This window comes from Streptomyces sp. NPDC002138, from assembly GCF_040296485.1.
Classification (GTDB): domain Bacteria; phylum Actinomycetota; class Actinomycetes; order Streptomycetales; family Streptomycetaceae; genus Streptomyces.
Genome location: NZ_JBEOXE010000063.1, coordinates 1 through 12,934, shown reverse-complemented (window position 1 = coordinate 12,934; position 12,934 = coordinate 1). Strand labels below are relative to the sequence as shown.

The following is a 12,934-nucleotide window of genomic DNA, read 5'->3' as shown; positions in this document are numbered from 1 at the left end:
AAGCTAGTGGCGGGAGCGCGGGGGCGGGCATCCGGAACGATACGGAGTGACAGGCGCCCGGCACCGGACGCCCCCGGCCCCCGGCCCCCGGTGCTTCGGGGAACCGGGGGCCGGGGAACCAGGCATCGGGCGCCAGGAGGACGGCCCAAGACGGCGGTCCGGGACGGTCGTTCGGGAGAGGGCTACGGAACGGGCTGCTGCTGGGTGACGCAGTGGATGCCGCCACCGCCCCCGCCGAGGCTGTCGATGTTCAGCTGCTCGACGACCCGGCCGGGGAAAGCGCGTTGCAGGGTGGCCTTGGCCGCGGCGTCGGCGCCGCTGTCGCCGAACTGGGGGGCGACGACCGCGCCGTTGCACACGTAGTAGTTCGCGTAGGCGCCCACGAAGTCCGGGTTGGTCGAGCGGATCTTGTTGTAGTCGGGGCCCTGGAGCTTGGTGACCGCGATCGCGTGGCCCTGGGCGTTGGTGGCGGTGGACAGGATCTGGAACTGCTGGCGCGCGTCGTTCGACCAGGCGTCGGTGTCGCTCGCGAGCGGCATCTGGACCAGCCCCGCCCCTTCCGCGAGGAACCGCGACGTGGCGTCGACGTGGTCGTCGGTGATGTCCCGGCCGAGGACGCCCTTGAACCAGATCACCTTCGAGGCGCCGAAGGCCGCGCACAGGGCGGCCTCGATCTGCGCCTGGCTCAGGTTCGGATTGCGGTCAGGGTTGATGATGCTGCTGCGGGTCGCCATGAGGGTGCCCGCGCCGTCGGTCTCCACCGCGCCGCCCTCGCCGATGAGGGCGGCCGTGCTGAACGGCACCCCGGCGTAGGCCGCGACCCGCCCCGCGACCAGGGCGTCCTTGGCGTGGGTCTGCTGGTTGCCCCAGCCGTTGAAGTTCAGGCCCACCGCGTCCAGGCCACCCGCCCCGTTGGTACGGAACACCGGCCCGCTGTCGCGCATCCAGCAGTCGTCGACCGGGATCGTGGTGATCACGGTGACGGCCGAGCCGCAGGCGCTCCTGGCCTTCGACGCGGAGGCGGAGTTGGCGCACACGACCACCGGCTCGTACTTCGCGATGGTCTTGGCGATCAGGGCGATGTTCGCCTGGACGCCGGCGAGCGAGCGGCCCCAGATGGCCGAGCTGTCGGGCCAGGCCATCCAGGTCCGGGTGTGCCGGACGGTGTCGATCGGGACGGCGAAACCCGTGGCGGCGGCGCGGGCCCCGGCGGCGGCGCGGGTCCCGGCCGAGGGGCGGACGGCCCCGTAGGCCTCCCCGCCGATCGCGGTCAGTGCGGCCCCGGCGGCCGTGAGGCCCGCCGCGGTGAGGAACCCCCTGCGGTCCAGCGTCCGGCGGGGGGTTCTTCCGGTCGGGTCCTGAACTCCAGCGTGATCGTTCATTTCTGATCTCCGGTCAGCCCTGGGCGGATCGCGCTCCGCCGATGGGCTGGAACGTATTACTGACCGAGCGCTCGGTCAATAATCTGAATACGTGCAGGGAGAACCAGGAGGAACGCACAAAAACGGGGGAGGCGTCGGCCCGCGGGCAGGTGATCGTTCCCACCGTGCGCCGCCGCCGCAGTCGTTACAGTGACGGCGTGGCAGCAGCAGCTCAGAACGATCATCCCGGTACGCCCGCACCAATGCCCGAACCGACGCCCGAACCGATGCCCGCACCGACGCCCGCACCCGCCCCGGCCGCGGCGCGGGCCGCCGCGTCGCGCACCTCCGCGAAGGGCGCCCAGACGCGCGCGAACCTGATCGCCGCGGCCCGCACCCTGCTGGCGGGCGAGGGCTTCGCACGCTTCAGCACCCGCAACGTCGCCGCGCTCTGCGGGATCTCGCACGGGATGTGCCACTACCACTTCCAGGACCGCACCGACCTGATCGTGGCGGTCGTCGAGGACATCCGGGGCGAATGGATCACCCCGATGGAGCGCGCGGTCGACGCCCCCGGTTCCTTCGCCGAGCGGGCCGAGCGGGTCGTCGTACGGCTGAACAGGCCCGAGGGCCCGGACCTCTCGCGCCTCCACTCCGCGCTCCACTGGTTCGCGCTGAACGACGACCGGGTCCGGGTCGCCGTGGACGCCGAGTACCAGCGCTGGCGCGCCTGTTTCGTCCGGTTGTTCCAGGTCCTGTCCGACGAGCACGGCGGCGCCGTCGACCCGGCGCCGCTCGGCACGGCGCTGGCCGCCGCGGCCGACGGCCTGGCCGCGATCCAGTCACTGGACTCCGCGGTCGAGACCGAGGCGGCCGTACGCGCCCTCGTCAGCGGCCTGACCGCCGCCGCACTGCGCCCCTGACCGCCCCACCTGCCGCAGCCGAAGCACCCACCGCACCCGCCGCGCCCCTCACAGGGCGCGACGGGCGGCCGCGATCCGCCGCGGATCCCAGCCGGGGCGCGGTACGGACTCCAACAGCAGCCGCGTGTAAGGGTGCTGGGGGTCGGCGAGCACCCGAGCCGTCGGCCCGGACTCGACGATCCGGCCGCGGCGCATCACGATGACGTCGTCGGTCACACAGCGCACCACCCCCAGGTCGTGGGTGATGAACAGATAGCCGATCCCGGTCTCCTCGCGGATGTCGAAGAGCAGGTTCAGGATCTGCGCCTGCACCGAGACGTCCAGGGCGGCCACCGCCTCGTCGAGGACGAGGACGGCCGGTTCGACGGCCAGCGCCCGGGCGATGGCGACGCGCTGGCGCTGCCCGCCCGACAACTGCCGGGGCAGCGCCTCCGCCTCCCGGGGGCCGAGGCCGACCCGGTCCAGCAGTTCGGTGATCCGCCGCGTGGGGTCCGTACCGGGAAAATGCAGCCGGAGGGTCTCGCGGAGCGCCCCGCCCACCGTGATGCGCGGATCCAGGGACAGGAAGGGGTCCTGGAAGACCATCTGGACCTCCCGGGCCCGCGCGAGCCGCCCGGCCGCGCCGCGCCGGCGCTCGCCGCGGTCCCGGCCGTGGACCAGCACGCGCCCGCCGTCCGCCCGCTCCAGGCCCACGATGATGCGGGCGGTGGTCGTCTTGCCCGACCCCGATTCACCGACGATGCCCAGCGACCGGCCCCCGGCCAGCCGGAACGACACGTCGTTCACGGCCCGCACGCTCCCGTAGGCCCGGCGCAGGCCCTCGACCTCCAGGACGTCCCCGCTCGCGCTGTCGCTCCCGCTCATCGGCGGCTCTCCTCTCCTGCCGGGTACGGCGCGGCTCTCCACTTCAGGCATGACCGGCCTTTCCCGCGAGCTGCTCGCTGTGGTGGCAGGAGGCCCCGCGGGCCGGTTCACCGGCGACGGGGAGGAGCGCCGGTGCCTGCCGGTCGCACACCTCGGTCGCGTGCACACAGCGCGCGGCGAAGGGGCAGCCCGTCAGTTCCTCGCGCAGGCCGGGCGGCCGGCCCTCGATGGCGGCGAGGCGCCCCTGGGGGGCGTCCAGGCGGGGGGTGGAGTTCAGCAGCGCCGCCGTGTAGGGGTGCCGCGGGTCGGCGAACAGCGCCGCGGCCGGGCCCGTTTCGACGATCCGGCCCGCGTACATGACGTAGACCCGGTCGCTGATCGCGGCGGCGAGCCCGAGGTCGTGCGTGACGAAGAGCAGCCCCGTCCCGAAGCGCTCGCGCAGCTCACCGAGGAGCGACACCACCTCGGCCTGGGTCGTGACGTCGAGGGCGGTGGTGGGTTCGTCGGCGAGGATCAGGGCCGGGTCGCCCATCAGGGCGGCCGCGATCATGACCCGTTGCAGCATGCCGCCGGAGAGCTGACCGGGGTACTTGCGCAGGACGTCGCCGCCGAGGCCGACGGCCTCCAGCATCACCACGGCCCGCTCGGCGGCGGCCTGCCGGGCCATGCGGGCGTTGAGCCGCATGCTCTCGGTGAGGAAGTCCCCGACGCGGCGCATCGGGTTGATGGCGGCCCGGGGGTCCTGGAAGATCATGGCCGCCGTGCTGGTGCGCAGGACGCGCAGCGTGCCGGGGGACATGGTCAGGACGTCGTCGCCGACGACCCGTACGGACCCCTCCGTGCGGGCGCCCGGCGGCAGCAGCCGGAGCACGCTGCGGGAGGTGAGGGTCTTGCCGGAGCCGGACTCGCCGACCAGGGCCACGGTCTCCCGCACGCCCACGGTGAGGTCGACGCCGTCGAGGACCGGGCGGGCGGTGTGCGGCAGCCGGAGCCGGAGGGCCTGGATGTCGAGGGTGTTCATCGGTCCCTCCTGGCGACCTTGTCGGCCCAGCGTTCGCCGACGACGTTGAAGGCGACGACGGTCAGCACGATGGCCGCGCACGGCACGATCGCGGAGAGCGGGTAGCCGGACTGGATGGCGGCGTTGCCGTCGAAGACCATGCGGCCCCAGTCGGGCGTGAGGGCGGGCACGCCCAGCCCGAGGAAGGAGAGACCGGCGAGGTCGATGAGGGCGTAGCCGAAGTTGACCGTCGACTGGGCGAGGACGACGGGCGCGACGGCGGGGACGACGTGGCGCAGGCAGATCTGCGGCCCGGAGTGGCCCTGGACGCCGTACGCCTCCACGTACGGGCGGGCCCGTTCGGCGAGGACGAGGGAGCGGGTGAGGCGGCTGACGTAGGGGAGGTAGGCGAGGGCCAGCGCGAGGACGGGGGCGAGCAGCCCCTCGCCGTGGACCGACACGATCAGGATGGCCAGCAGCATGCCGGGGAAGGCGAAGACCAGTTCGGTGCTGCGGGACAGTACGGAGTCCAGCCAGCCGCCCCGCCAGGCCGCGGCCGTACCGATGGCGACGCCCGCGACGGTGGAGAAGAAGACCACTCCGAGCGGGCCGAGCAGGGACGTACGGGCCCCGAGCACCAGACGCGAGAAGGTGTCCCGGCCGGACGCGTCCACCCCGAGGAGGTGGTCGGCGGACGGACCGGCGAGCGCGTTGCCCAGGTCGACGGCGTTGGGGTCGTGGCCGGCGGTCCAGGGGGCGAGCAGCGCGACGAGGACGACGACGGAGACGAAGCCCAGGCAGAGCAGGGAGAGCGGGGCGCTGCCGGTCCTGATCCGGGCCAGGCCGGGGCGGCGCAGCAGGGTGGCGGTCATCCGGCCGACCTCCTGGGGGCGAGGGAGACCCGGGGGTCGACCAGCGGGTGGAGCAGGTCGACGAGGAGGTTCACCGTCATGAACAGCGCGACCATGATGAGGGAGATGGCCTGCACGGTGGGGAAGTCCTTGGTGGTGGTGGACAGTTCGAGGAGCTGACCGATGCCGCCCACGCTGAACGCCGACTCCACCAGGACGGTGCAGACCAGCAGGGTGGAGACGATCAGGCCGCCGGTGGTGAGCACGGTGCCCAGGGCGTTGCGGAACACGTGGCGCCGGATGACCCGGCCCTCGGACACGCCACGGCTGCGGGCGACCGTGACGTGTTCCTGCCCGAGGACTTCGAGCATCGCGGCGCGGGTCACGCGGGCGAGCATGCCGATCAGGTAGAGGGCCAGCGCGATCGCGGGCAGCGTCAGGTGCCAGAGCATCTGGAGGGGTCCGTCGCCGCTGCCGCCGGTGGGGAACCAGTGCAGTTTCACCGCGAACAGGCCCTGGAGCAGGACCGCCGCGACGAAGGACGGGGTGCCGATGGCGAAGGTGGTCGTCACCAGGATCGTCGAGTCCGCGGCGCCGCCGCGGACCGCGCCGGTCCAGCCCAGCAGCAGACCGAGGACGACGACCAGCACGAGGGCCAGCGAGATCAGCAGCAGGGTGCTGGGCAGCCGGTCGGCCAGCAGCCGGGAGACGTCGGTGCGGTAGGTGATCGAGCGGCCGAAGTCGCCGTGCAGCACCTGGCCGAGCCAGCGGACGTACTGCTCGGCGAACGGGTCGTTCAGGTGGTACTGGGCGTCGATCGCCTTCAGCGCCTCCGGGGAGGCGGAGCGGCCGCCCAGCAGGAAGCTCGCCGGATCGCCCGGCGCGAGGTACATGGCGCCGAAGATGACGAAGGAGGCGGCGAAGAGGGTGGCCGCCATCTCGGCCAGCCGCCGCGCGGCGAATCTCAGGAAGCTCATCGCGCGGCCGCCCCGACGTCGGCGGCCCACGGGTAGTACAGGTAGGAGATGGTGGTGGGAGCCCCGGTGATCCGCTTGTTGAGGAAGACGGCGGTGGGCCACTCGGCGACGGGGATCCACAGCAGCTGGTCGGACGCCTTCTTCTGCAGCTCGACGGCGGCCGTCATGCGCTCGGACAGGTCGTAGGTGGACTTGGCCTTGTCGGTGAGCGCGTCATAGGCCGGATCGCTGTAGCCCGCGTAGTTCTGGTAGGCCCCGGTCTGGAAGTTGCTCAGCAGGTCCATCGGGTCGGTGATGGAGTCGTAGTACGTCTCCGGGAACATGTCGATGCCCTCGCGCGCCGCCGGGTCGGTGAACAGCGAGGTGAAGGCGTTGGGAGCGATGGTCTTCAGCTCGACCTTCAGCCCGATCCTGCTGCCCGCGTCCTGGACCGCGGTCGCCAGCAGCGACACGTCCTGGCCGATCGAACTCGTGGCCATGGTCACCGTCTTGCCGGTGGCGCCCGCCTCCTCGATCAGCCGCTTGGCCGCCTCGACGTTCTGCTCGGGCGAGGGCAGGCCGGTGAAGGCGGAGTCGCGGATCTTCTGGGGCGCCTGGGCCCAGACGGCCTTGGTGGTGAGCGAGGAGGTGGCGGTACCCGCGCCGCCCAGGCCCGCCTTGACGAAGCCGCGGCGGTCCAGCGCCAGGGAGAGCGCGCGCCGGACACGGACGTCGCCGAGCACTCCCTTCATGTTGGTCATGTTCACGTTGACGGTACTGAGCCCCTCACCGAAGTAGAGGGTGCCGGCCCCGCTCTTGCCGAGCCGGTCGTAGCTCTCGGTGGGGATCAGGTATCCGCCGTCGGCCTCGCCGCTCAACAGGGCGTTCGTCCGGGCGGAGGAGTCGGTGAGGAAGGAGAACACCGCCTTGGCCGACTTGGCCCTGGTGCCCCAGTAGCCGTCGAAGCGCTGCAGTTCGATCGACTGGCCCTTGGTCCAGGTGCCCAGCTTGAAGGGGCCGGTGCAGTCCAGGCTGCCGGAGGTGCCGTAGTCCTTGCCCGCCTTCTCCACCCCGGCCCGGGAGGCCACGACGCCGGCGGCGGTGGCCATGTACTGGGGGAACATCGCGTCGGGCTGCTTCAGTTTGACGGTCACCTGGAGCGGGCCCGTCTTGGTCACCGTCTCGACGTTGGCGAACTCGCTGTTCCAGGCGGCGCCGTTGTCGGGGTTCATCTGACGGCCGAGGCTGAACACCACGTCGTCGGCGCTCATCTCCCCGCCGTCGTGGAAGCGCACCCCCGAACGCAGGTCGTACACCCAGGTCTTCGGGTCGGGGTTGACGGCCTTCTCGGCCAGCCCGGGAGCCGTGGTGAGCTGTGGGGTCCAGCGCATGAGGCTTTCACAGACGTTCGACAGGATCGTGTTCTGCGGGTAGTCGAAGGCCGCTATGTAGTCCAGCGTGGGAGGTTCCGCGTACACGGCCCAGGTGAAGGAATCGAGGGGACCGGCGGCGGCGGGAGTGCCGGCGGAGAGCTTGACGGGGGCGTCCGACGCGGCGCCGCCGTTCCTGGGCGGGCCGGAACAGGCGGCGATCAGGCCGAGGGCCGCGAGGGCCGCGACGGGGAGCGCGTACCGGCGGCGAGCGGACCTGAGGTGGAAGTCCACGCCCGCCCGCCCCCCGTGCGGGGTCCACTCGTCCGGCAACCGGGAACGCGTCATGTCTTCTCCTGTTTGAATATTCAGTCAGCACGAAGGGGAGGAAGCGGAACGAACACAGGAACAGCGATGTGTCCCGCATCCTGCACTGAACTGAAAATTCAGTCAATGGGTTCCGGCCAGGCAGTTCCGGGGGGTCCGGCGGGTAGAGTGACGCCTCGTGTCAGACCGTCGAACAGAGATACTCAGGGCCGCCACGCGGGTGATCGCGCGACGCGGCGTGCGTGGGCTGCGCGTGGGCGAGTTGGCGGCCGAAGCGGGGGTGTCCACCTCGCTGATCTACTACCACTTCACCGACCGCGCCGGGATCCTGCGCCGGACCCTGGAATTCATCAGCGACCGCGCCGACCGCTACACCGCCGAGCGCGATCCCGGGCTGGACCCGGCCGATCCCCGGACGGAACTGACGCAGGTCCTGCTCCTCGAACTCCAGGACACCCCGGAAGTGCGCGAGAACAGCACCGCCTGGGGGGAGCTGCGGGCCAGCGCGGTGTTCGACCCCGAGCTGCGCGACGACGTGGCCAAGGCCACGCACACCTGGGTCCACGAGATCGCGGACCTGCTGGCCCAGGCCCGCCCCACCGGCGCGGCCCCCGCGCACACGGCCGCGGCCGAGCGCCTCACCGCCCTGCTGGAAGGCCTCAGCGTCCGCTGGCTCAGCGGCTCGCTGCCCCTGGACCACGCACGCCTGCTCATGGCGGAGGCGATCGAACAGGAACTGGACGGCTAAGCCGTCCAGACGGAGTCCGGGCGGCGCGGGCCGGGCAGGATCCGAAAGAGACGACCTAGACCGGCGGGCGGCTGCGGGACAGGCGTTCCAGCTCCGTGGTGATGGCCGAGGCCATCAGTTCGCGTGCCTGCGCCAGCTCCAGGCTTCCGCTGAGCCAGCGCGAACTGAGGCCCTCGACCAGGGCCGTCAGCCGCTCGGCGGCCGCGGTCAGCGCCGCGGCCGAGGCCATCGGGTGGACCAGGCCGAGCAGTTCGCCCACCTCGTGCACCCACACGCGGGTCGCCCGCGCGAGGTCCTCGCGCAGGTCGGGGTCGAACACCGCGCTCGCCCGCAGTTCGCCCCAGGCCGTGCTGGTCTCCCGGACGTCGGGGGTGTCCTGGAGCTCGAGGAGCAGCGTCTGCTCCAGCTCGCCCCGGGCGTCGAGCCCCGGCCGGGCCGGGTCGCGCTCCGTCGTGTAGCGGCCCGCGCGGTCGTTGATGAACTCCAGGGTCGCGCGCAGGATTCCGGCGCGGTCCTTGAAGTGGTAGTAGATCAACGCGGTGGACACGCCCGCCTCGGCGGCGAGTTCCTCCACGCGCAGGCCGCGGACGCCGCGCCGGGCGATCACCCGCGCAGCGCCCTCCATGATCGATGTTCGACGGTCAGCCACAAGCCGACACCCTACCGGGGACGGTCCCCGGGCCCGTTCAGGTGTGCAGGACGACGAGGCCGTCGCCCCGGCCCAGCGGGGGCAGGGGGGCGAAGGTGTGGGGGAGCGCGAGGGTGGGGCGGTCCGGGTCCGCCGGGCCGGGAGCCGCGTCGAAGAGGTAGGCCGCTTCGGTCGCGGGATCGCTGACCAGGTGCGGCCCGCGCGGCGCGGTCACGGCGGCGGCGTACCGGGCGCGCCGGGCCCCGTGCCGGGTGGCGTACCGCGTGTCGTACCGCGTGTCGTTTCGTGCCTCGTACCGCGTGTCGTGCCGGGTGCGGAAGAGGCTGCGCAGCCTGCGGACGGTCTGCGCGGGACTCGCCGCCCCGATCGGGGCGGCGGCCGCGCCGTCCGGGGGGATCGCGCCGGTCAGGAGCAGGGCGAGCAGTACCGGTACGGCCTTGCGGCGCAGGGCGCCGGTGGCCGCGCCCAGCCGGTGGGCGTGCGCCGCGGGCAGGGACAGCGCCAGGCTGCTCGCGGTGTGCCCGGTCGCGAGCGGAACCGCCGAGCAGACCACGCCGGGGGAGTACTCGCTGAGGTCGAAGACCGGCGCTCCCGGCGCCACCGCGTCCAGGGCGTGGAACAGGACCCGGCTGTCGGTGATCGTCCGCGCGGTGAGCCGGGCGGGCCGGTGCCGGGCCACGTGGTCGGCCCGGCCGTCCGGATCGAGCTGGGTGAGCAGGCACTTGCCGACCGCGCTCGCGTGGGCGGCCGCGCGGAAGTCGACCCATTCGTCGACGGGCGGGGTGCCCGGCCCGTCGGCCATCTGCGTGATCCGCACCTCGCCGTCGGCGTACCGGCTCAGGTAGACGGCCGCGCCCGCGCTGTCCCGGGCCAGCGCCAGGGTGTGCTGGAGCTGGACGGAGATCCCCCGGCCGCCGGGGGCGCCGAGCCGGTCCAGGGCCGGGCCCCGCCCGTAGACGCCCGCCGCCGGGCGGCAGGCGTACTCCTCCTCGCACAGCATGGCCAGCAGCGGGCCGAGTTCCCCCTCGGTCAGCCCCGTCTCCCGCCCGATCAGGGCGCCGCTGACCCCGAGGGGGTGCCGTTCGAGGACGCCTACGACGGCCAGCGCGCGGCGCGCCGCGGCCAGGGCCCCGGTGCTGTCGGCGTCCGCGGGACCCGGGCCGCGGCGCCCGGGGGCCGGGGCGCGGCGGCGTACGGCGGGACGCGGCAGGGCGGATTCCGGGGCAGGCTCGGCCCGCCGCGGCACCGGGTCCACGTGCCCGACCGCCTCCGGCTGCCCGTCCGCCTCCGGCTGCCCGTCCGCCTCCAACTGGCCGTCCGCCTCCGGCGCGGGGTCCGGGTCCGGCTCCCGGGCCGGGGCGGTGGGGAGGAACGCGGGGAGCACCTCGGGCAGACCCGGGCGGGGCAGCGGCACCGGGCCGAGGTCGATGTCGTCGAGCTGGTCGACGTACCGCAGGACCCGGGCCTGCGCGCAGAGTCGGATCTCGCGCAGGTCGCGCGGCCCCCCGGGGAGGTAACCGAGGCGGGCGAGGTCGGCGGCCCAGACCCGGGCGTCCTGGTGCTCCCCCCGCCGGGAGTGGTCGAGGAAGAGACAGTAGGCGGCGGATTCGGTGTGCGCGGCGCCGGAACCGGCCGCGAACTGCCACCAGAAGCGGGCGCCGTCGCGCAGCCCGGCGAGGTGCAGCAGACAGGCGAAGACCAGCGCGCCGGCCGGGTCGCCGTGCCGGGCGGCGATGAACTCGCCCAGCCGGTCGGCGGCTCCGGGCCCGCAGACCACGGCCAGGCTGACCGCCTTGAGGTCCCGGCGGGCCTGCTCGGCCTCCACCGGGCTGTCCCGGGTGGGATCGCTCCAGCCGGGCGGCCCCGGGCGGGCGCGGGCCGCGGCGGCCCGGGCGGCGGCCCGGGTGCGCAGCAGCAGCCGGGTCTCGGCGGCGCCCAGGTCGTAGTGCGGATAGCGGTCCGGGACCCTGGCGCGGGCCAGGAAGTCGGCCAGGGTGCGGGCGAGTCCGCCGTGGCCGGCGCCCGGGCCCCCCGGGTGCTCGGCCCGGCCGGGCAGCCCGGCGTGGTCCGCGTGCTCGCCGTGCTGGTTCATGGCGCGGACTCCCCGCCGAGGAGCCGGGCGAGCCTGCGGCGCGCCTGGCCGAGGTGGGAGCGGACGGTGGCTTCCTCGACGCCCATCACCCGGGCCGCCTCGCCGGTGGTGCAGTGCAGTCCGTAGCGCAGCAGTACGGCGTCGCGCTGGCGCTCGGCCAGCCGGGAGACCGCCGTGTAGAACTGGATGCTGTCGGTCAGCACGTCGTACGGATCGACGTCGGCGTCCTTGAGCGCGGCCTCGAAGGCGCTGATGTCCATGGCCTGCGGCCGCCGGTCGCGCGTGCGCTGCCGGTCGACGATCCGGTGTTTGAGGACGGTCCAGGCGTACGCCTCCAGCCGGTCCATGTGGAGCATCCGGAGCCACTCGTTCATGATCGCGTCGAAGGTGGCGTCGACGACGTCCTCGGCGTCCGTGTCGGAGCCCAGCTGCAGGTACGCGAATCTCATGTACGAGGGCCGTCGGTCGGTGTGGAAGGCCCAGTACGACAGGCGCGCACGCGTGTCCCACTGGCTCATCGGCGTCGCCGGCCGCTGCCGTCGGCTGGGCAGGCCCACCGCACCACCGGATTCCTCCGGTCCGCCATCGCTCACCGTTCCACCTCGCCTCTCCCCCTCATGACACTGGAGGTGCTCGCCCCCACCCTGTCAGCGATCGGGCGGCCGCGAGGGCGGGGAGGGCAAACCGGTGGACGGTAGTCCGGCGATGATCATTTGGTGATCGTCTCCGAGCGGGACGGGAGGAAACTGACGGTTCCGCATATGCCGTACGGGGTTTCCGGTGGTCGGGACCGCCCGGCGGCGCCGGGGCGCGCTCGGGGGCACGGTCGGCGCGCGGTCCGGCGGGCCGCCGCGAGCGGACCGGGGCGGGGCCCCGCGCGGCATGTGACCATCCCACGATTCACTCGTTTGTCGGCCCGTGGGCACATCACAGCGATTCGGCTCCACCGCCGTCGAACAAGCCGAGGCGGTCCTCGTCGAGCAGTACCCGCACCTGGTACGGCTCGCCTACGTGACACTCCCCGACACCCTCGGGCGGCACGCCCGGGTGCTGCTCGCGCACCGGGCGGTGCAGCGGGCGCTGCCCCGGGCGCGCCCCGCGGGTCCCGGTGATCCCGGCGGTCCCGGTGGCCCGCTCGGTGAGGTGCGGGCCCGGTTGCTGCGGGCCGCGCTGGCTCCCGGCCGCCGGGCCGGGGCGGGCCTCGCCCGGTTCGGGTGGCCGCCGGCGCCCCCCTTCGTCTGGGGGCTGCGGCTGTGGCCCCCCGCGGGCGGGATCGACGAGACCGCCCGGCTGCTCGGCGGGGCGCCCGCCGCCGTCCGGGCCGCCGTCGTGCTGCACCGGCTGGACGGGCTGGCCGAGGAGGAGGTGGTCCGGGTGCTGGCCGCCGCCGGCGCCGCGGATCCGGCAGGCAGCGTGCGGGAGGCGCTCGCGCTGCCGGTAGGTGAAACGCTTTTGCGCTCCGCGGAGTTCGACGCCTGCGTGGTCAACATCCGGCCCACCGATCTGCTGCGCCGACGCCGCCGGGTGCGGGCCGGATGGGCCGCCGCGGCCGTACTGGCCCTGGTCGCCGGGGTGGCCGTGGCCGACGGGGCGCCGGCCGGGCCGGCGCTGCGGCCCGCCGCCGGAGCCGTGGCCGCCGGCGCCCTCGACCCGGACCGGCTGGTCCGGGTCCCGGCCGCGGCCTGGTCCGACACCGCCCGGGTCGACTTCACGGCCTGGCCCGCGCGCGGCGCCCGGGCCGGGGACCGGGCCCTGCTCGCGCGGGCGCTGGGGGCCTGGGCCGCCCGGCCCGC

Annotated in this window: 10 protein-coding genes and 2 pseudogenes; 3 read left to right on the top strand and 9 right to left on the bottom strand. The window is 73.9% G+C overall.

Going from position 1 to position 12,934, the window contains the following annotated elements; translation table 11 throughout:
* Positions 1-182: 182 nt before the first annotated feature.
* The gene (locus ABT084_RS30290; RefSeq protein WP_351050607.1) at positions 183-1,382 is read right to left on the bottom strand and encodes an agmatine deiminase family protein; all 1,200 of its coding nucleotides are present in this window, start codon (positions 1,380-1,382) and stop codon (positions 183-185) included.
* Between the two features lie 242 nt (positions 1,383-1,624).
* Between ABT084_RS30290 and ABT084_RS30285 the strand changes: the two genes are divergently transcribed.
* Positions 1,625-2,284, top strand: coding sequence for a TetR/AcrR family transcriptional regulator (locus tag ABT084_RS30285; protein WP_351050605.1), 660 nt, complete (start codon positions 1,625-1,627; stop codon positions 2,282-2,284).
* A gap of 48 nt (positions 2,285-2,332) precedes the next feature.
* Here the strand turns inward: ABT084_RS30285 and ABT084_RS30280 are convergent, their stop codons facing one another.
* From ABT084_RS30280 to ABT084_RS30260, 5 genes are read right to left on the bottom strand one after another with little or no spacing between them, the layout of a single operon-like run.
* Positions 2,333-3,148 (bottom strand): ABC transporter ATP-binding protein, encoded by an 816-nt coding sequence (locus ABT084_RS30280; protein ID WP_351050602.1) that lies wholly within the window; start codon positions 3,146-3,148, stop codon positions 2,333-2,335.
* 43 nt (positions 3,149-3,191) lie between these two features.
* Positions 3,192-4,169: an ABC transporter ATP-binding protein gene (locus ABT084_RS30275; RefSeq protein ID WP_351050599.1), complete on the bottom strand. Its 978-nt coding sequence runs from the start codon at positions 4,167-4,169 to the stop codon at positions 3,192-3,194.
* Complete coding sequence (locus ABT084_RS30270; RefSeq protein ID WP_351050596.1) at positions 4,166-5,020, bottom strand: ABC transporter permease; 855 nt, start codon at positions 5,018-5,020, stop codon at positions 4,166-4,168. The genes ABT084_RS30275 and ABT084_RS30270 overlap by 4 nt, the downstream gene beginning before the upstream one ends.
* Positions 5,017-5,976 carry an ABC transporter permease gene (locus tag ABT084_RS30265; RefSeq protein WP_351050594.1) on the bottom strand — a complete coding sequence of 320 codons (960 nt, stop codon included), beginning with the start codon at positions 5,974-5,976 and terminating at the stop codon, positions 5,017-5,019. Before ABT084_RS30265 ends, ABT084_RS30270 begins: the two co-directional genes overlap by 4 nt.
* Entirely contained in the window at positions 5,973-7,673 is a 1,701-nt protein-coding gene (locus ABT084_RS30260) for an ABC transporter substrate-binding protein (RefSeq protein ID WP_351050591.1), read from the bottom strand. The genes ABT084_RS30265 and ABT084_RS30260 overlap by 4 nt, the downstream gene beginning before the upstream one ends.
* A gap of 157 nt (positions 7,674-7,830) precedes the next feature.
* Here ABT084_RS30260 and ABT084_RS30255 point away from each other — a divergent pair, with 157 nt between their 5' ends.
* Positions 7,831-8,400, top strand: coding sequence for a TetR/AcrR family transcriptional regulator (locus ABT084_RS30255; protein WP_351050588.1), 570 nt, complete (start codon positions 7,831-7,833; stop codon positions 8,398-8,400).
* Positions 8,401-8,455: 55 nt separating this feature from the next.
* Here the strand turns inward: ABT084_RS30255 and ABT084_RS30250 are convergent, their stop codons facing one another.
* From ABT084_RS30250 to ABT084_RS30240, 3 genes and pseudogenes are all read right to left on the bottom strand, one after another.
* Positions 8,456-9,025 carry a TetR/AcrR family transcriptional regulator gene (locus ABT084_RS30250; protein ID WP_351050585.1) on the bottom strand — a complete coding sequence of 190 codons (570 nt, stop codon included), beginning with the start codon at positions 9,023-9,025 and terminating at the stop codon, positions 8,456-8,458.
* Positions 9,026-9,455: 430 nt separating this feature from the next.
* Positions 9,456-10,175: pseudogene (locus ABT084_RS30245) on the bottom strand (IclR family transcriptional regulator domain-containing protein); the annotation flags it as partial.
* A gap of 962 nt (positions 10,176-11,137) precedes the next feature.
* Positions 11,138-11,734 carry an RNA polymerase sigma factor gene (locus ABT084_RS30240; RefSeq protein ID WP_351050582.1) on the bottom strand — a complete coding sequence of 199 codons (597 nt, stop codon included), beginning with the start codon at positions 11,732-11,734 and terminating at the stop codon, positions 11,138-11,140.
* Positions 11,735-12,059: 325 nt separating this feature from the next.
* Here ABT084_RS30240 and ABT084_RS30235 point away from each other — a divergent pair.
* Positions 12,060-12,934: pseudogene (locus ABT084_RS30235) on the top strand (hypothetical protein); the annotation flags it as partial.

Excerpts from the sequence above, each read along its gene's own strand:
- ABT084_RS30290 (WP_351050607.1), bottom strand. The coding sequence starts at position 1,382 with ATGAACGATCACGCTGGAGTTCAGGACCCGACCGGAAGAACCCCCCGC.
- ABT084_RS30285 (WP_351050605.1), top strand. The coding sequence starts at position 1,625 with ATGCCCGAACCGACGCCCGAACCGATGCCCGCACCGACGCCCGCACCC.
- ABT084_RS30280 (WP_351050602.1), bottom strand. The coding sequence starts at position 3,148 with ATGAGCGGGAGCGACAGCGCGAGCGGGGACGTCCTGGAGGTCGAGGGC.
- ABT084_RS30275 (WP_351050599.1), bottom strand. The coding sequence starts at position 4,169 with ATGAACACCCTCGACATCCAGGCCCTCCGGCTCCGGCTGCCGCACACC.
- ABT084_RS30270 (WP_351050596.1), bottom strand. The coding sequence starts at position 5,020 with ATGACCGCCACCCTGCTGCGCCGCCCCGGCCTGGCCCGGATCAGGACC.
- ABT084_RS30265 (WP_351050594.1), bottom strand. The coding sequence starts at position 5,976 with ATGAGCTTCCTGAGATTCGCCGCGCGGCGGCTGGCCGAGATGGCGGCC.
- ABT084_RS30260 (WP_351050591.1), bottom strand. The coding sequence starts at position 7,673 with ATGACGCGTTCCCGGTTGCCGGACGAGTGGACCCCGCACGGGGGGCGG.
- ABT084_RS30250 (WP_351050585.1), bottom strand. The coding sequence starts at position 9,025 with ATGGAGGGCGCTGCGCGGGTGATCGCCCGGCGCGGCGTCCGCGGCCTG.